Raw genomic sequence first — 18,638 nt, forward strand, 5'->3', positions numbered from 1 at the left:
CTCACAGTTCAATCCCATCATCAGCAACCATCTCAAGATCTTCAAGTTTCTCATGACGCAAAATCTCCGGAACAATCAATTCAATTTTTTCAAGAATTGAACCGATGGCTTTTTCATCCTTGTAATTCAAATTGCCATTAAGCCCAACATAATTCACTAAACTTGAATGGATTAATTTTAAATCCGTTTCACCAAACATACGATTGGCATTAATAAGTCCTGTGCGTTTGGCAAAATCCTCTTTTGCAGTTTCAATACTAGAAAAATAATGCCCCAATGTTACTGATTTACCATCATATGTGTATTGCCAGGTCACAAATTCAAAACCGTCTTGCATCTCTCCCATCGCCAGAACATATCCATCATGTTCTAGTATTTTACGGTATCCATCTTTTAAACCATCCGCCTGCAAGGGTTTAAGTTGATTGTAGAATTCCATTAGTTTTGTCATTCAATCATCCACCTTTCATTTACATACTATTTTCACTTTCTTTGTCCCAGTTAAGCCCTTTGCCTTTCTTTGATTCTTCAATTTTTTCTTTTAGTGCTTCTCTTTCAATCGTTGATAAAGGATAGTTACTCCTGCTCGCATCCAACTGATTATCCATCTTAACAAGTTGAACTGCTGATAGAAGCATTTCCATTTTACTTCGAGATATTCTAGCCTCCATTCTTTGACTGTTCAATTCAAAAGCTTTTAACAGTGCTTCCTTTGTAAAGTGTTCCGGTGGATACAGCTTTCTATTTCTGCATTTTTTCCCTTCCGAATTGGTAAAAGTGATATATTTTCTGGTATCACTCCAATCCACTTGATAGCCTAGTGCGTTCATATTAGCTACGAATTCTTCTTTACTTCTGGCAATCCATTTCACTTTTTTCACTGTTAAATAGAGTTCATACTTCCAACTATGACTGTTTTCTTTAGAACGGTATTCACCTCGATTAACGCGACTTCCTGATTTGCCTTGGGTAAGAATCAGTCCGTATTTTTTGCAAATTTCATCGGAGTTGTCTTTCATCATTTGAAGCTGTTCTGCACTCTGTTTCCATTTCATACCGGTCTCCATATTAACGGTATTTACAACAAAATGCGTATGAAGATGATCTCGATCTGTATGAACTGCATAGGCAACTTGAAAACCTTTGAAAGCTTCCATTTGCACCAGCTCATCAGCAATCTGCTTAACCATTGCAGGTGTCACTTTATCATATGGCGCAAAGCTCTGAGTAAAGTGGATATATTGTCTGCCTTTTAATTTGCTGTATTCTGACTTTGTCATAAAAAACTCGTTATAGGCTGTATTAATACCACAGTTATGACCACCTTTTAAAGTTTCTTCTGTTTTAGCTGGATTGGTAATGTATTTCAGAACTCTTTCAAGGGCAGATAATGTATTGTTTTTTCCGTTAATGAATTCAATAACAGCCATAAGCATTACATCTCATCTAACGCATCTTCTAGTTCATTGGCTAAATCTTTCAATTCCTCAATCATCTTTTGACTGAATTCAGATTTCACACCTACTGCATCATATAGATCAGATAATGCTTTAATCATCTTGTCCGGATTCTCATTGAAAAGTCTTGATTGCCTGATGTCTTCAGATAGAAGAAAGTCTTGACCTTTAGCATATTCTCCCTTAATTACTACATCCACTGCATAAGAACCTTCAGTAATGCCTATGGTTGTATACTTTCCATCTGTCGGCAATTGATTAAAATAATCAGCGGCTTCCTGAAGATCATCTTTCCACTCACAGCCATTCCCATAACGATAAACATGGTATTTCATACGTCATCACCTCTTCCCTTTTACTAATTTGCATAACTCATCCCATAATCCTGTAAAGGCTTCTCTGGCCTTCGTTAGATTAACTTCCTTGATTTTCCCTTGATGGGCTAATACCGTTAACTGGTTTAAGTTGTTGCCGATTTTAGATAACTGATGATTCATTTCTTTAATATCATCAAAAAAAATAATCTCCTTGTCCAGTGCGGACAAGGAGACATATCTGCTGATGCTCAAATTTGCTTTTTTCGCTTTCCTTATTATCTTTTGATATTCTTTTTCTGTAACTCTTAAGTTAATGCGTTTTGTTTTATTCAAAGTACTTCCTCCCAACAAATTTAAATTTTCTTGTTTAGTCTCATTTTAATATCAGAAATTGTATATTCTAGATTACAAACTGAATCTTTGTACCTATCTAATACTATTCCGATTAAAAATTCAATTCAAACTCCATTAATAATCAATTGACATTAATCCGATATCGGACTATAATTGAATTGTCCGATATCGGATTATGAGAATTAGAAAGGATGACTTATGAACAATTTAATATTTGAAAAATCAATTTTATACAATCAACTTTTTAAAGAACTTGATCAATTGTATCGAAATTATGCAAAAGACAGTGGATTATCAGATACTATGTTTTGGATTCTATATTTCATTCAGGAGCAAAATGAAGCCTATACGCAAAAAGAACTCTGTGATATTTGGTTTTATAGCAAGCAAACCGTCAACTCCGCCTTGAAAAATCTTGAAAGCCAAAACCTAATTAAATTAACGCCTTCACCAAATAATCGCAAGAAAAAACAAATATTTTTAACGCCATCTGGTAAAGAACTTGCTACTAAAATAATTGTTCCCTTAATGAAAGCCGAAGAAAGTGCTCTTTCAAAAATGGGCGAAAAGAGCTTTGATGAATTTTTACGACTTACAAAAGAACATATTAATCTACTAAATATTGAAATGCAAAAAATATCAAATACACTATCAAAATAATTCAATCAAGCTGTATATCAAGTGCGCTAGGTTATTTATAACCGAACGCCCTTTTTATTGCATTAAAAAACTACTGGAGGAACAATCATTGAGAATACAATTATCCGATCATTTTACTTATAGAAAATTATTGCGCTTTGTTATATCACCAATTCTTATGATGATGTGTACATCTTTGTATACTATTGTGGATGGTTTTTTCGTATCAAATTTTGTAGGCAAAACATCGTTTGCTGCAGTAAACTTAATTATGCCAATAGTAATGGGAATTGGTTCGATTGGCTTTATGATTGGAACAGGTGGCAGTGCAGTTGTTTCAAAGACTTTGGGAGAAGGTCATTCCAAAAAGGCTAATCAGTACTTTTCCATGTTAGTTTATAGTGCTATAGTTATCGCTATTGCATTTTCAATTCTTGGGATTGTATTCCTCAGACCTATCTCTACTTTGCTCGGAGCTACCGATCAATTACTAGAAGATTGCATCATCTACGGACGAATTATATTTATTGCCATGCCAGCTTTTATTTTGCAGAATATTTTTCAAAACTTTTTTATTACCGCTGAAAAGCCCTCATTAAGCTTGAAAATATCAATTATAGCAGGAATTACAAACGCAGTATTAGATTTCATATTTATGGCCGTTTTTCATTGGGGAATTGTTGGAGCCGCCATTGCTACAGGAATGGGACAACTTGTGGGAGGCATTATTCCAATTTATTATTTTTCTAAAAGAAATGATAGCCTTCTAAAACTTACAAAAACTAGATTTTCTAAAATGATACTTTTAAAATCTTGTACAAACGGTTCCTCAGAAATGGTGACAAACCTCTCCACTTCACTAATAAGCATCCTCTATAACTTTCAACTAATGAAAATTGCTGGCGAAAACGGCATTGCTGCATATGGTATTATTATGTACGTCAATTTTATATTTATGGCGATATTTTTAGGTTTCTCTATTGGTACTGCGCCACTTATCGGTTATCATAACGGAGCAGCCAATTATTCTGAGCTAAAAAGTTTATTTCGTAAAAGTCTTACGTTAATCGTTATATCGGGTCTAGTTCTTACATTTATTGCTGAATTATTCGCTATTCCTCTTGTAAAAATCTTTTCTGGATACGATTTTGAACTATTTAATATGACTTATCACGGTTTCAAGCTATACGCAATCGCATTTATGTTTATGGGGATAAATGTTTGGGGCTCAGCATTTTTTACCGCGCTCAACAACGGCATTGTTTCTGCAACCATTTCTTTTTTAAGAACATTTATATTTCAAGTAATTGGTATTTTCGTATTGCCATTATTATTTGGTGTAAATGGTATTTGGTTGGCCATTATATTTTCTGAATTATCTGCTTTACTTGTTACCATCGCATTTTTTATTAACAACAAATATAGATATTCATATGCATAATCGGGGGATCTCCTTAGATCCCTTTATTAGTGCCAAATAGGTTTTTTTATTCCAATTAATGAAGATAAAAAAGATGCATTGCATACAAACAAAGCACCTTTTCATAGTTCTATATTTTCCGACTAACTTATCTTTTGTACAATCCATTATCATTTACTAACTCATTTTCAATACGTTTCAACACATCGTTCGAGATACCAAGTTTTTTCTCAAAAATTCCATCCAGTGTCATGACAATAATTTCGTCAGGTTTAATCATTCTTATCATCTTAGACATTTTCTCAACAGCTTCAGTGTTATCATTATACCCTTTTATAATTGTTACTTCTAAAATGAACTTGCCTCTATAATTATTATTGAACATGGCCATATTAAAAACGTGGTCTTCCAGAGTATACCCATCTATCGGTCGCTGCAGTTTTTGAAAATCAGCTTCATTAACTACTTTTATTTCTCCAATGACCTCATCACATTTTTCTGCAATAACTTTGTATTTTGAATCATTCAGTAAGTACCCGTTAGATAATAGTTTTACTTTGATACCTTTTGATTTAATACAATCAATAATCTCATCAATCTTAGAATGAACAAGGGCTTCACCAGCAGAATTTATAAACACCAACTCGGGATTTGTAGATTCAATCTTCTGCTCCAGTTCTTGTATACATTCTTTTGTGTTATCAAACTCTTGCACCTCGTCAGTTTGATTCTTTGACCTGCCAATAGGGCAAAATATGCAATCAAAGTTACAATATTTTTCAGGAAGAATATTTACTTCTAATACATTTTTACCGTTCTCAACATAAATATCTTTATACTTAAACTTGTTCATAATATCTCCTTCATTAAAACTCGATGTATCGATTATTAATATCTAATACAAACACTTTGCACTTTGCTACAAGTTTATGTGCAACATTTTCCTGCAAATAAGCAAGTGCTGAATTAAAATCTTCTTCTCTTTCAGAATCAACGGATTCAATGCATAGAAAAGCGTTTTTAGTTTCTTCTGTTAGCATTGTTCGAACGGCTTCTCTCCAGTTCCAACATCTGCAAATAGCGCCTGCATCATCTTTATAAATTAGCTCATCTTCCAACGGTGGCTCACTCTTTTCACTACCAAGTGTAACGAAATCTTCATTACCCTCGGCAAAAGCAAGTCTTACATCGCCATCAAACTTATCAATATCCTCTCCACCATTGGGTAATGCATATCTCATTGAACAGGAATTATATATATCAACTAAAGGATTAATTGTTCCTACTGCATTACTTTTACTAACTCTCTTAAGTAGAGCTTCTATGGATGATCGAGCACCTTTTTTTGTTTTAAACTTCTGAAAAGCCTCTCTCCACACTTTTATGACTCTGTTTCCGCTTAATGTATCAGAATTCAGATGCTTAACAGCTTGTTTTTGTGCATCTATTAGCATCTCTGAATAAGATTGTTTGTTATCGTATACATTGCTTAAATTTTCTGCAATTACTATACCTATCTTAGCTTGAGGAAATAGCTCCCAAAACGAATCTTCAACAATAAATTTTCTCATAATAAACCTCCATTAACTACATATTTTTAAACCTATTACGCCGAATACAATACAAAATATACTCAGCAGTTTGAATCCTGAAATCACTTCTCCAAATAACAAAATACTCAATACCACGGTTCCCATAGTGCCAATTCCTGTCCACATTGCATAAGCCGAACTTAAGGGTATTTTCTCCGATGCTAAAGTAAGAAAATACACGCTTAGTAGCATAAACACTATGGATAGAACGCTAGGTATAAGCTTAGTAAATCCATTTGTATATTTGATTCCAACAGCCCATACAACCTCTGATATACCCGCTAAAAATAGATAAAACCAGTGCATAATAATCTCCTTTCTTTCTGTGGAGATATATTATTGTCCGATAAAAACAAAAAAGCCTAGGAAATATAATAATATATCTCCCAGGCTTTTATCCTTCCGTGTACACATTGCTGTGCGTTTTCTCTCGGACCTGCTAGTAAATACTACGGAACCCTAGAAAACTTTTTACTGTATTAAATTAAGACCATACTACTAAACAATATGGTTTTTGTCAACATTCTAATTGTACAGTGTTGTAATTTCAGGGTTTGGGACATCGTCCCAAGTACTTATAGGGCATGGGAGACTCCCATCGAGCACAATGTCATACATTGTGGAAGCTTGCCCTCATGAAAGCAGAGCTTTCCTATTCGGTCTTTGGGGTATTGAAAAATAAGTCATCACGCTCTGACTCAAACATTAAATATTTGAATTGACCATTTCTCTTGTCATCAAACTTGCTGTAATCATGCCATTTCAGTTTATAACTTCCAGTCAAAACAATAGGTTCTTCTCTATTCTTCATTGTTCCAACACCTGTATGCTCTGCCCATGCCATACTGCCTGTGACAACACCACCATCTGCAATACTAAATTCGGCACAACAGGTATTTTCTCTACTGTCCTTTTTCCAATAACTCGGATCATTTGTAAGCATAATGACATGACCATTCACAAATTTGTCGTGATCATGAAGGACATTTTCTACTCTAAATACATCTTTGAGTACATCATATTTCCCCAAATCTTGAGCCCCATGATTTTTCAGATGAAATTCTTCTGCATCAAATATAACGTTCTTTTTCAAAGTCTTATATTTCAATTCGATTGGGATGTATTGATCTTCACAAATCACTAGCATATCAATATGATAAACCTTATCGTCAATTTTATATGCATATTCAAGGCGAACCTCAACATCAGGATATTCACGTTGTATTTCCCATGCTAAAGCAAACTGAAAATCAGCTTCCGAATGAAATATTTGTCGCTTTGACTTTAACTTGGTCATGATTAGATTCATATCTAGTTTTATTGAAATCGCCCCCTTTGTTAAGTTTAATTCAGCCAATACTATTTTCTCATAAATATAAAACTAATTCATCAACTATTGTAAACTTCTGTAATTTTATATAAATTCAATTTCCATATCTTCATCCAACTCTCCAGAAATTTGTTTTCCAATATCCCCGTTAAATCTCATATCAATTCCACCTTTGGCAATTAGAAAATTCTTTCGATCCAAGTTATAAAACAAATCTCTTGGTGTTGTGTACTCATCTTCATAGCCATTAAAAAGATTATAAGCAAGTCTGACTAATGCCTTACTGCTAGAACACAAGTCCACTTGGTCAGTTGATAGTACTTCTGGATTGATTTCATGATTCTTAAAATCATATATATGCTGCCGTTTTACAAATAGATCTTCGTTACCACCAATGATATAAAAGAGCGACATTCTCTCTAAATCCTTTGGATGGGTTCGATCTTTAAGAATCATATTTTGAAAATTATACGCATGATCTTCATTTAAAAAATACATTGCTGCCTCCTTTCAAAGCCCCATTTCTTCTTCAGTATCCCGTTCTATCTCATAATAAGTCTTCGGTTCTCTTAATTGACTTTGTTGTAAATTGCTTTTTATCATCAACAGATCTTCATTAAAATCCTTACCTGTTGGGCTATGCCTTAGTAGCTTATATTTCTCATGATATTTTTCATTAAACTGCTGACAGGCAAAATGTCCTGCTTCATCATTGTCGAGGCAGAGCATAATTCTATTGATTTCTGGATGTTGCTTTAAGTAATAATCTAGCGCTCGATCGGCAACACCTCCAAGCGATAGCATATGATGTTCAAAAGATTCAATTCCATGATATTGGAGTAAGGTTAAATAGCTCATCAGATCAATAGGTGATTCAAAGACACATACTGTCGTACTGCTTCCCTCATAACAAAAAGGAAATGCCTTATCCGAGTTTTTTACATCTCCTCGATAGGAATTTCCCCTTGTATTAGTACTACGTACACTGGCATACTTAGCCTCATGTCTTTCATCATAACCTATGAAGACACAGCTCTTATGAGCATTTTCATATAACTTATCCTGAATGATAAAATCATAGACGACTTCTTTATCAATTCCTCTTGACTGAATGAGATAAGCTATGACGTGTTTATAGGTATCATTTTTATCCGGCAATACAAATGGTCCTCTTTCTTTACTTAATGGTTTTGGCCTTGGTGTAAAATCACTTTTTTCTACACTAAGAAGTGTATAGACTGCATCGACCCAGTTCTTTCCTTCCACTTCCATAACAAATTGAATTGGACCCCCACCAACATCTCTAGAAAACCAATTCCATTTAGCTCCGGTTGCGTCGATGTAAAGTCCACCATATTTTTTGACTTTATAGGAATTGCCCACCTTTTTAAGTGTAAGTCCTATTTGCTCAGCATAGGCAATGAGATTGATACCGTTAGCTTCATCAATTTCAATTTCTGTATAACGCTTCAAAGGTTAGCACCCCCATCTAAATCACCAAAATTTATTGTTTCAATTTCTCCATCTAAGGCTTTAATGATGCGTTTTAATACCCCTATTCTTTCATGTTCTTCATTAGCAAGTTCCAGTGATTTATGATGTAGCAAAAAATCTTTTGTGCCATAATCTAAAATATAGCTTTTTATCATATACTTTGATCTGCCTTTTGTACCAAGAATCCAGGTAATGGTGTCTGCGTTGTTTTCTCGAATATGTTCTAACCTCTCTTGATTCATCGGTTCCCCCTCCTACAACTCCATTTCTTCATCCAATGATGCAAATTCAACTTGTTTTTCTTCAGCATCTGTCAGCTCAATAGGATCATAATTTGCAACATCCATTTTATCGCCTGGCAACACCCCTTGTTCAGCCATTGAACTATAGCTATAACCACCCACGATAATGTGATCAATTACATTGATATTTAGTGGCTTGAAGATATCGACTATCCGTTGAGTTAATGCAATATCTTCACGGGAGGCTTTTAAACTTCCTCCAGGATGATTATGAGAAAGTAAAATACTACTGCAATCATTCGCAAGAGCCATTTTAAGGATGTCTCTTGGATATACAACTGCCATATTAGTTGATCCTTGCGACACTGTTTTTAATTCGATAATACTGTTGCTGTTGTCTAAAAAAGCAACTAAGAATCTTTCTTTGTCTTTCACTCCACCAAGTAAAGAAGCAAAGTATTTACCAGCATCGTCTGGAGATTTAAAAGTAATTTTCTCATTTTCTTGATTCAGCTTCAGCACATTGTAAGAGGCGATAAATTCGTTAAGCTTATTGATTTTATCAAGCTGCCTTTCACTTGGTTCAACAACACCTGGATGTTCTAATACATTGAATGGGTTATTCTCTTTAGCATAACTTTTCAATTTGCTCATTGGAATTCCGGTCAGTTTATTTAAACTCTGAAAAAAGCTATCCGAATGATTTTCATGAGTTGCCATCTTACAGTCCCCCTTCCATAAGTGCTATTGATTTTGCCTTTGTTTCAATCACTTCTTTGAGTGCTTTAATCCTGTCTTTTTCATCTTCCTCAATTTCCAAAACGTCAACACTATTAAAGAGAGCCTCGATACCTACTTTTTCAATTACTTCAATCACGTTCTGCTCAGATCTATCCGAAAGTTCCAGTACCTCGCACATCAGCTCTATAACTTTTTCTTGTTCTAAATTTGGGATCAATTGTCTAGTCAATAGATTTCACTCCTTCCATCAAAAAAACAGAGGTTACCCCTCTGCTACACTGTCATTTCTTCGTCATCTTCAACGATTATATTTTCACTGAAATCATCTTCACTCACGCCTATACTGTCATCTCCTTTATCCATGTCTAGTTCAGCATTAAGTTCAAATTGCCGCTTTAGCTTCTGTGTTAATGTTTCCTCATACATAAATGGTTTCTCCCATTCTTCTTTGGATTGAGTCATATTCCTTTCATACTCATCAATCTGGTTTTCTGTTTTTTCAATGCGTTTCTCAAGACCGTCTAAAAGGTTTTCAAGTCTCACCATATTCCCGTGGGGACTATCTCCGAATTCAACTTCATATTTCTGCTCTGCATGAAGAATCATCTTATGCTGACCAAAAAAATGATTCTTTAGGATTAAGAGATCAAATCCATTAAATGTGCCCACATGAGCTTCTTTTTCTGGTTCAAGTCTTGATAAAAGCACTTGAAGATACGTACCTGCTTTTTCCCTTTCATCAAAGAATTTGCCATCAATATTGATTTGAAACTCATCTGTCTTATTCATGCCGCGCCTGCTGATATCTTTAATCAATCCTTCAAGACGTTGTTTCGCCTGTTGAATCAGCTTTGGATATTTATAAGTGAAATTATCTTCCATGGCATACCTTCTGCTGTTGTATTCAGATTTTAAAAGACTTAAACGACTGACTTCATTATCAATATCCATCTTTTCTTTAATTAAAGGATTTCCTGTTGCCAGGGCTTTTACTTCTGCAAAAGATAGTACCGTTTCATCAATATCCTCCGCGTTTCTTGCAACAGATTTACTGGTCATAATTTGACTGATGAAGCGTTGTTTGTTCTCAACAATTTGCCATAAATAGCTATCAAATGTTGATTTTGTAACGTATTTATAGATGTTTACAGCTTCATTTTGATTCCCTTGCCTTAAGATTCTTCCTTCCCGTTGTTCCAGATCACTTGGTCGCCATGGGCAATCTAAATGATGTAGGGCAATTAATCGGTCTTGTATATTCGTTCCTGTTCCCATCTTGGCCGTTGAACCCAGAATTATCCGTTTGTTACCACTACGCATATCAGAAAACAAGGTTTCTCTTTGTGCTTCACTATTGGCATCATGTATGAAACAAATTTCCTTTTCAGGAATACCTCTTTTGATCAATTCGTTTTTAATGTAAGGGTAAATAGAAAAACGCCCATCTGAATTAGGCGTTCCTACATCGCAAAATATGATTTGTGTTCCCTTGAAAGGATTGCTCTCCTTGTATTCTTCAAAAACCCTCTCAATACATTGGTTTACTTTGTTATCGGGGTCATTGGCCACATCCTCGTAAAGCAGTCTTGGATCAAGTCCCAAAAGTCTTGCCTCATTGGTTATCTTAAGCATGTTATCGATCCGTGGATCAACCATGCCATTTCGAATGTCACTTGCCCTATCAACGAAGCTCTCCATAATTTCTTTTGTAAATTCACTGGACTCAGCTGAAATCAACTTATGCTTGTCTCCTTTTAATTTTGGAACTGGTAAATTAAGCATATCCGCTGTTTTTACATCCGCCATATTTTTGAAAATTGTCATGAGCTCTGGCAAATTCGTAAACTTAGCAAATCTGCTTTTATACCGATAACCCGTTCCTTCCGGAGCTAGTTCAAGACTGGAAACCACTTCTCCAAACTGAGCTGCCCATGCGTCAAAATGGTGGATGCCTCTTGACTCAAGTTCTTTATTTTGAATATATCGCTGCATCACATACATTTCCGTCATGCTGTTACTGATAGGAGTTCCAGTCGCAAAAATGACCCCACGGCCTTGATTAATTTCTTGGATATACTGAGTTTTCATGAGCATATCCATGGATTTCTTACTTCTCGTATTGGATATCCCTGCAACATTTCTTATTTTTGAAAATACAGCACAGTTCTTAAAATAGTGAGCTTCATCCACATAAACACAATCGATCCCTAGCTCTTCAAAGTTGATGACATCATCCTTGGGACTATCATGAAGCCGTTTGATTTCAGCTGTTAATGACAGTTTGAGCTTTTCCATCTGCTTGATACTCCAATTCTCACCATTGCTCCTTTTTGCATCAGCGATGGCAGCAGAGATATCACTGATCTGCCTATGAATCATTTCTTCCTGCCGTTCTTTAGAAACCGGAATCTTTTCGAACTGCGAGTGCCCCATAATAACAGCATCATAAGCCCCGGTAGCAATCCGACTGACGAAACGTCTACGATTTGATTTTTGAAAATCTTTCTTGGTGGTGACTAGAACATTAGCTGATGGATAAAGCCTTAAAAATTCGCTTCCAATATGCTGTGTTAAATGATTTGGTACAACAAGAACTGCTTTATTAATCAGTCCCAATCGCTTTTGCTCCATACAACTGCCAATCATTTCGAAAGTCTTACCTGCGCCTACTGAATGTGCTAGTAGCGTACTGCCACCATAGATAATTCTTGCAATGGCAGCGGTTTGATGGTCTCTTAATTTAATATCTGGATTCATACCTGGGAAGTTTAAGTGACTGCCATCATATTCTCTCAGGCGGATATTGTTGTAGTGCTGATTATAATAACTCACATACTTTTTACGTCTTTCTGGATCTTTAGATAACCATTCTTTAAAGGCTTGTTTTAGCAGGGATTGCTTTTCTCTCGCCAGCATGGTCTCCTTTTTGTTGATGATATATTTTACTGTATCACCATCTTCAATACGATCCTTAACCGTAGAATTTCTAAGATTTAAACTATCTTCCAGGATGTAGTAGGCATTGATTCTTGAAGTTCCATAGGTTTCTTTGGCTGAAACAGAATATCCATCCAATCCTTTGTTCTCAATACCGAAACTGGCGTTGTAATTATTGTAATGCACTTTTATTTCGTTTCTTCCGCCTGTATTGTGATAATATCTTGGTGTTTTCAAAGTTTCATAGATAAACTGTTCATAATCTGTGGCTTCAATCCATGTGGTTCCTAACCTGACATCAATATCACTGGCCTCAAGATCAATGGGTTGTACTTTTTCTAGGGCAGGGACATTCTTTGAAAAGAGTTCAGGATTCATATCCGCAAAGACCTTGGCAAATTTAAGCTTTTGCCTTACATCCCCAGAGAGATATTCATCAGCAGTTTCCCAACCTCTTAAAGGATCATTTTCATGATACTTTTCAGGGTTTAGATAGATGTCTTGTTTAAGCTCCTTAATGATGATTTCAGGTTCCTCATCATAAATCCCAGCCATAAATGGGATATCCACCATACCTTTTTCATTTAAGGACGCTGTTAATGCTTCAAATGCTGAATCTACATCCGTTATGGATTCATAAGGCTTAATGGTTCTTTTGGTGAACATATCTGCCTTTGTGACATGATGATCTTCATCCTCCACTTCCAGAGAACATAAAAGCGGATAGTCATTGTCATCACGGAATGCGCTGGCATTGGATCTTGAAGTAATATAACCAAAGTCTTTAACAAATGTATCATAAGTTTGATTTAACTGGTCTTGAGCCTTTTCAAGTAATTCTTTTGTGCAGCCTTCGGTTTGAAGTGTAATGATTTCTCTTGTAATCTCCCGAATTGCCATCATGCCTTGAATCCGTTCAAGGGTTTTACCGGTATAATCCATTCGTCTCATCATAGAGTTTTCACGGTAATAAAGTTTGTCATCAATAAAGGCATAACAGTAGTTCTTATACTTAGGATCAGCAGGGATGTCATTGCTATCCTCTTTTTTTGCCTGCTCGTAATAGCCGATTTCAGCTTGAAGATGAGAGACTGCTTCAGATAAAGCTTCTTCCAGATTAAAGTTACTATCTGTATTTACACATGTCGTATAACGACTGTCTCTACCAAACATTCTTTCATCAAATACCATCTCACCAAGCATCATATGGGGATGGTCAATGAAATATTGATTGACGGGGACCCCATTTTCATTATCTGTTACCGATAGCCAAGTTGGTATTTCCACCGACCGACGTTCTCTCTTTTTTAGAAAGAGGATATCTGCTGTTACATCGGTATTGGCATTTTCCTTAAAAGCTGTATTAGGTAATCGTATTGCGCCTATCAGCTCAGCTCTTTCAGCAATATACTTTCTGACAGCTTGATCTTTTTTGTCCATGGTTCCCTTACTGGTAACAAAGGCAATGATGCCACCAGGACGTACTTTATCTAATGTTTTTGCTAAGAAATAGTCATGGATCATGAAGTTATGCTTATCATAAAGTCTGTCATATACTTTATAATTACCAAAAGGGACATTGCCAATGGCTACATCAAAAAAGTTATCTTCAAACTGTGTTTCTTCATAACCTTTAATTTGAATCTGTGCATTCTGATAGAGCTGTCTTGCAATACGTCCTGATATATCATCCAGTTCAACACCAAAGAGTTTTGACTTGTTCATAGAGTCAGGAAGGTGGGAAAAGAAATTACCAACGCCCATGGAAGGTTCCAAGATATTTCCTTTCTTGAATCCAAACTGATCAAGTGCCTGATAAATGCTTTGAATGACAACAGAAGATGTATAGTGAGCATTGGGTGTTGAGGCTTTTGCACTCTCGTATTCTTCTTGTGACAAGAGTTTTTTTAATTCACCGTATTCATTACTCCAACCACTTGCACCGATATCAAAGGCTTGAGGCATCCCACCCCAACCAACATATCTGGCTAAGATGGACTGTTCTTTGTCAATAGCCATACGGTTTTCTACCTCAATAACTTTCAACGTTTTAATGGCTTCAAGATTGGCTCTGAACTTGGTTTTCACTCCTCCAATCCCGATTTCGTCTTCAGGTGAAAATTGATAATTAATTTTTGTAGGACGTTCCTGTTTTTGATTTTCATCTTCAACTAGACCAGTAGGTTCGATTTGAATTATACTTCCCTCACCATCAGATTCTATGTCTGCTTCTAAAGAATGATCATGAATCTCCTTCGGTTCTATGTCCAATAAATCATCTATTTCTGAAAGTGTTTCAATACTGATTTCATGACCTTTATCATCAAATGTTGGTTCTATGTTCTCTTCATCAATATCCTCTGAATAATAGGCCTTATAGACAATGTGGCCTTGACTGACAATATTCGATAACCAATTTTTGAGAAAATTATTTAGTTCATCTTCCAGATCAGGATTAACCAATTCATTCCCCTGGTACGCTTCATGATAGATTGCCATATTATCTTGTTTGAAAGTGGCTGCTGTTAATGTCTTCTGATTCTGATCAACAATGAGTTCCATATCCGGATCACTCATCAAATCTCCATTTTGCTCGTAATAATGAGATAAAGAAATTCGATTCTCATAAAGCGTTTCAATAACAAGATCCATAAATCCAGATGCTTTCAGCTTCATATAACGATAACGTCCGTTTAAAATGCCAGGTGCAATCTTCATTAACTTTTTATAATTTTCATGTCGAATATCTTTTTCAACGTAATTGATATCAAATAATGTTGGTTGATAAATAGATTTTCTAGTTGGTGGTTTATCGTTTTTATAACGGGGTTCAAAGTATTTACCATTCTGCATTAAGGCATCTATCCCGGAAGCAACTCTAGACCATGACAAATGAATTTCTTTATCTGATTTGTATAGCTCAATGGCAATCCCTTTACTATCGTGATTTTCAAAACCACTTAGATCCTCAGAGAATGTAACAGAACTACCGCCAGTACCATATTCATTTTTTAAAAAGTCTGCCTTTTCTTTTGCTGTATGTTCTTCTGAAAAGAAATCAACAATCCGCTGTTTGCCACCTTCAAAGCCAGATCCTCTTAATAGTACCGTTTCAATCAGATCATCATCAGTAAACTCCATTAAAAAAGAGCTACGCTCTGGCAGCTCTAAATCTTTTTCTATCTCTCCTTGTAGATGATTTCCCGAAGAACGATTTCTTCCACGCTCGTTCTGATCATCTCCCTGTGACGATAAGCCTGATAGGTGTTGGTCGGGTCCTGTATCGGTTCTTTTTGTAGCATTTGCTCCTGAAGCATCTCCATCCTCTCCCACGCTTGCTGATTCACTTGATGCATCAGAGGAAGTAGTGTCCCTTCGGTCAATAGATAATTGTACCGATTGATGTGTTCTTCTTTCAGGTAATTCATTGCCATCTGCCCGTATTTCCCTAGCGGTTTCTTGTCGTAGTTTTCCTCCCTCGATAGTTGAATCTGAGGATGATAAATCCCCTGTACTTCCTGATAACTGAGTTCCACGGCTTTCATTAACATTCACACTCCTTTTTTGATTTTTAATGTTTTTTATTTCTCTTTCAATTTCTCTTAAAATCTGTTCTGATATGTTACTGGTCAGATAGCCTAATCTTAGGATTAATGCTTTCGTATCAAAATCTGTTACTGTATTAAATGGGTTTATACTACTTAGATTAGGTTCTTCAATACCAGCTCGAATAGATGTCATATACTCTACACTGTCCATAAGAGACTGCATAAACTGCTTTTTAACGCCTTCAATGGGCAGTCCCAATAATTTGGTCTCAGCCAATTCTTTTTCAAGTTCATGCTGTACATCTGAAGCATAGGCAAGGACCGATTCATAGGTCCGCCTTGCAATCCATTCTGACAAGGTATTCGTTTTAAAGCTTGCCAATAATTGTGATTCTACTGATTCATTTAATTGCCACACGTTTGGAATAGTATGGGGATGGCCATGGGTATCTTCAATATCAAACAGATATTTTAATTTTAAATAAGCACTTTGATCATCGAAGACTGCAATACTCTTAGCACCTCTGTTAATCCACCTGCCAATGCGACGGTTCCAGATTTCCATATCAGCAACTAAAGTAGCTTCAGGTCTTTGGGCATATATAAGTACGGCATTATTAAAACTGTGCTTATATATCCTTGCGTGAAAGGATAGAAAGTCTTTCCAGGACTGCTCATCTTGCATGATTTCTTTCAAGATGTAGTCATAAATTTCCTTAATTTCTGTCAGTCTACTCAATCATCTCCTCCCCCTCCTCAATGTCATGTGATCGGTTTTTCATCTGGCTAAAGTAAAATTCCAGAGCTTTTTCAATTGTTTTTTCAATAGCCTTCTTGTCATCATTTGGATTAAAATACTTAGAAATGATTGTCGGTTGAAGCTTAAAAGGTTTCACTTTACCAGTGCTTTTTAAAACATCACCACTAATGATCTGCTTCGCAGTATTCCAGTTAAGCTTTTCTTCTTTTTCATATCTTCTTAAAAGAGCAGCTTTCTTCATATCTACCTTAAATGTATCTTCTGAGATAATAGCTTCAATCATCTCCTGATTTTCTTGTGATAAGTATGAAAGATCTACACCAGCTCTCATGGCGATTTTGCCTTCGTCAACCAAATTCTTTAATTCTGTATTTAAATAATTTAAACGGATATATCTTGTAATCGAACGAGGAGATAGTCCGTATTCTTCACCCACTTTATCTCTCGTTTTTAACTTGTGGTCCATTGGGCCACAAGTTTCATCCATTGCTAAATCAGGGGCTTGTGACAATTTTTCAATTTCTTCGAGAAGGTCATTCCTTACTCCTTGATTTTTCATCGCATTATGTCTCGTCGCGATTACTGTGGCTCTCTCAGAATGTGCTAAGTCAGTAAATGAACGTTGCATTAGATTGGTTTCTGTAACAATGAGTGTCGCTTCTTCCTCAGTAAGACCCTCTTTAATAACAGTTGGAACCTCAGTTAAACCTGCTTCTTTTGCAGCATTAACTCTGTTGTGTCCAGACAAAATTTCATATTTATCATCTACTTTTCTGACTACAATAGGTACTATTACCCCATAATTTTTTATGCTTTCAACCATATCGTTGAAGCGTTCCCCTTCATAAAGTTTGAAAGGATGATTTCTAAACGGTACAAGATCCGCAAGTTTTAATGCTGTAGTGCCATCCTTTTTTTCTGATGGCTCCTTGTTATAGTCATCTCCAAATATGGAGGCAAAGGTTTCAACTTTTTTCATTTTCGTTTTATCCATGGTTAATCAACTCCTTTGTTAGTTCCTGATAAGCAATAGCGGCTTTATTCGTGGGCATATAATCTACAATACATTTGCTTTGAAGATTGGCTTCCCCAACTTTTACTGATTTGGGAATTCTAATATCAAACACTTTGATATGTTCACCATAGGCTTCGTCCACCATTTCAATCATGTTCTTGGACAAATTGGTTCTTTCATCAAACATCGTGAGAAGAATACCTTCAAACATGATACTTGGATTAATCCTTCTTTTGATCTTCATAATGGTATGAAGCAGCAGTTCAAGACCTTTCACCGACAGGTACTCTGGTGTAGCTGGAATCAATACACTGTCGCAAGCAGCTAAAACATTTAATGTCATCAAACCCAAAGATGGTGCTGAATCTACAATGATGTAATCGTAATCGTCTCGAAGCTGATCTGTAATTGTTTTTAAAACATATTCTCTGCTCATGGTACTGACCAAGTTCATTTCAATCGCAGACATTTCAATACTACTTGGAATAACATCCACGCCATCCCTATTTAGTATGTAGCTCTCTTTTGCCGGAAGATCATCCTCATTCATAACAGCCATCATCAAATGGTATAGTGTCTTATCAAGCGTTTCTGGCTTTTCAATACCGAAACAGTCAGTCATAGATGCCTGGTTGTCAGTATCAATGGCAAGGACTTTGTAACCTTCCTTCGCCAAAATCGTTGCTACGTTCCTGCAAGTCGTGCTTTTTGCTACCCCACCTTTTTGGGATGCTACAGCTATAATTTTACTCATGATATTTTTACTCCTTTCTGATATTCACTTTATAATGT

18 protein-coding genes and 1 riboswitch are annotated in these 18,638 nt (G+C 35.9%); of the genes, 2 read left to right on the forward strand and 16 right to left on the reverse strand.

The window, feature by feature from the left end:
- Position 1 precedes the first annotated feature (1 nt).
- Genes ISU02_RS04230 through ISU02_RS04245 form a run of 4 tightly spaced genes read right to left on the reverse strand, consistent with a single transcriptional unit; the run spans position 2 to position 2,107 of the window.
- On the reverse strand, positions 2-451 hold the full coding sequence (locus ISU02_RS04230) for a hypothetical protein (RefSeq protein WP_194700539.1): 450 nt from the start codon (positions 449-451) through the stop codon (positions 2-4).
- A 19-nt stretch (positions 452-470) separates the two neighbouring features.
- Positions 471-1,430 (reverse strand): relaxase/mobilization nuclease domain-containing protein, encoded by a 960-nt coding sequence (locus ISU02_RS04235; RefSeq protein ID WP_194700540.1) that lies wholly within the window; start codon positions 1,428-1,430, stop codon positions 471-473.
- A 5-nt stretch (positions 1,431-1,435) separates the two neighbouring features.
- A complete protein-coding gene (locus ISU02_RS04240) occupies positions 1,436-1,792 on the reverse strand; it encodes a hypothetical protein (protein ID WP_194700541.1) in 357 nt (118 codons plus the stop codon).
- A gap of 6 nt (positions 1,793-1,798) precedes the next feature.
- Entirely contained in the window at positions 1,799-2,107 is a 309-nt protein-coding gene (locus tag ISU02_RS04245; protein WP_194700542.1) for a MobC family plasmid mobilization relaxosome protein, read from the reverse strand.
- 219 nt (positions 2,108-2,326) lie between these two features.
- Here ISU02_RS04245 and ISU02_RS04250 point away from each other — a divergent pair, with 219 nt between their 5' ends.
- Positions 2,327-2,788, forward strand: coding sequence for a MarR family winged helix-turn-helix transcriptional regulator (locus ISU02_RS04250; protein ID WP_194700543.1), 462 nt, complete (start codon positions 2,327-2,329; stop codon positions 2,786-2,788).
- An 88-nt stretch (positions 2,789-2,876) separates the two neighbouring features.
- A complete protein-coding gene (locus ISU02_RS04255; RefSeq protein WP_194700544.1) occupies positions 2,877-4,208 on the forward strand; it encodes an MATE family efflux transporter in 1,332 nt (443 codons plus the stop codon).
- 127 nt (positions 4,209-4,335) lie between these two features.
- On the opposite strand, the gene ISU02_RS04260 is transcribed toward ISU02_RS04255, so the two are convergent.
- From ISU02_RS04260 to ISU02_RS04320, 12 genes are all read right to left on the reverse strand, one after another.
- Complete coding sequence (locus tag ISU02_RS04260; protein ID WP_194700545.1) at positions 4,336-5,040, reverse strand: radical SAM protein; 705 nt, start codon at positions 5,038-5,040, stop codon at positions 4,336-4,338.
- Between the two features lie 13 nt (positions 5,041-5,053).
- Positions 5,054-5,758, reverse strand: coding sequence for a B3/B4 domain-containing protein (locus ISU02_RS04265; RefSeq protein ID WP_194700546.1), 705 nt, complete (start codon positions 5,756-5,758; stop codon positions 5,054-5,056).
- 12 nt (positions 5,759-5,770) lie between these two features.
- A complete protein-coding gene (locus tag ISU02_RS04270; protein ID WP_194700547.1) occupies positions 5,771-6,085 on the reverse strand; it encodes a DMT family transporter in 315 nt (104 codons plus the stop codon).
- A 75-nt stretch (positions 6,086-6,160) separates the two neighbouring features.
- A riboswitch (guanidine-I (ykkC/yxkD leader) is annotated at positions 6,161-6,253 on the reverse strand.
- Positions 6,254-6,431: 178 nt separating this feature from the next.
- On the reverse strand, positions 6,432-7,136 hold the full coding sequence (locus ISU02_RS04275; RefSeq protein ID WP_207736179.1) for a hypothetical protein: 705 nt from the start codon (positions 7,134-7,136) through the stop codon (positions 6,432-6,434).
- 57 nt (positions 7,137-7,193) lie between these two features.
- Positions 7,194-7,607 carry a DUF6075 family protein gene (locus tag ISU02_RS04280; protein ID WP_194700549.1) on the reverse strand — a complete coding sequence of 138 codons (414 nt, stop codon included), beginning with the start codon at positions 7,605-7,607 and terminating at the stop codon, positions 7,194-7,196.
- A 12-nt stretch (positions 7,608-7,619) separates the two neighbouring features.
- Complete coding sequence (locus tag ISU02_RS04285) at positions 7,620-8,582, reverse strand: DUF3991 and toprim domain-containing protein (protein ID WP_194700550.1); 963 nt, start codon at positions 8,580-8,582, stop codon at positions 7,620-7,622.
- Complete coding sequence (locus tag ISU02_RS04290; protein ID WP_194700551.1) at positions 8,579-8,845, reverse strand: hypothetical protein; 267 nt, start codon at positions 8,843-8,845, stop codon at positions 8,579-8,581. The genes ISU02_RS04285 and ISU02_RS04290 overlap by 4 nt, the downstream gene beginning before the upstream one ends.
- A gap of 12 nt (positions 8,846-8,857) precedes the next feature.
- Positions 8,858-9,565, reverse strand: coding sequence for a JAB domain-containing protein (locus ISU02_RS04295; RefSeq protein WP_194700552.1), 708 nt, complete (start codon positions 9,563-9,565; stop codon positions 8,858-8,860).
- Between the two features lies 1 nt (position 9,566).
- On the reverse strand, positions 9,567-9,815 hold the full coding sequence (locus ISU02_RS04300) for a hypothetical protein (RefSeq protein WP_194700553.1): 249 nt from the start codon (positions 9,813-9,815) through the stop codon (positions 9,567-9,569).
- Between the two features lie 44 nt (positions 9,816-9,859).
- A complete protein-coding gene (locus ISU02_RS04305) occupies positions 9,860-16,810 on the reverse strand; it encodes a DUF6908 domain-containing protein (protein WP_228727718.1) in 6,951 nt (2,316 codons plus the stop codon).
- A complete protein-coding gene (locus tag ISU02_RS04315) occupies positions 16,803-17,825 on the reverse strand; it encodes a ParB N-terminal domain-containing protein (RefSeq protein WP_194700556.1) in 1,023 nt (340 codons plus the stop codon). The genes ISU02_RS04305 and ISU02_RS04315 overlap by 8 nt, the downstream gene beginning before the upstream one ends.
- Positions 17,818-18,600, reverse strand: coding sequence for a ParA family protein (locus tag ISU02_RS04320; protein ID WP_194700557.1), 783 nt, complete (start codon positions 18,598-18,600; stop codon positions 17,818-17,820). The genes ISU02_RS04315 and ISU02_RS04320 overlap by 8 nt, the downstream gene beginning before the upstream one ends.
- Positions 18,601-18,638 lie beyond the last annotated feature (38 nt).

The sequence above is a fragment of the Fusibacter ferrireducens genome (genome assembly GCF_015352425.1).
GTDB lineage: Bacteria > Bacillota > Clostridia > Peptostreptococcales > Acidaminobacteraceae > Fusibacter_A > Fusibacter_A ferrireducens.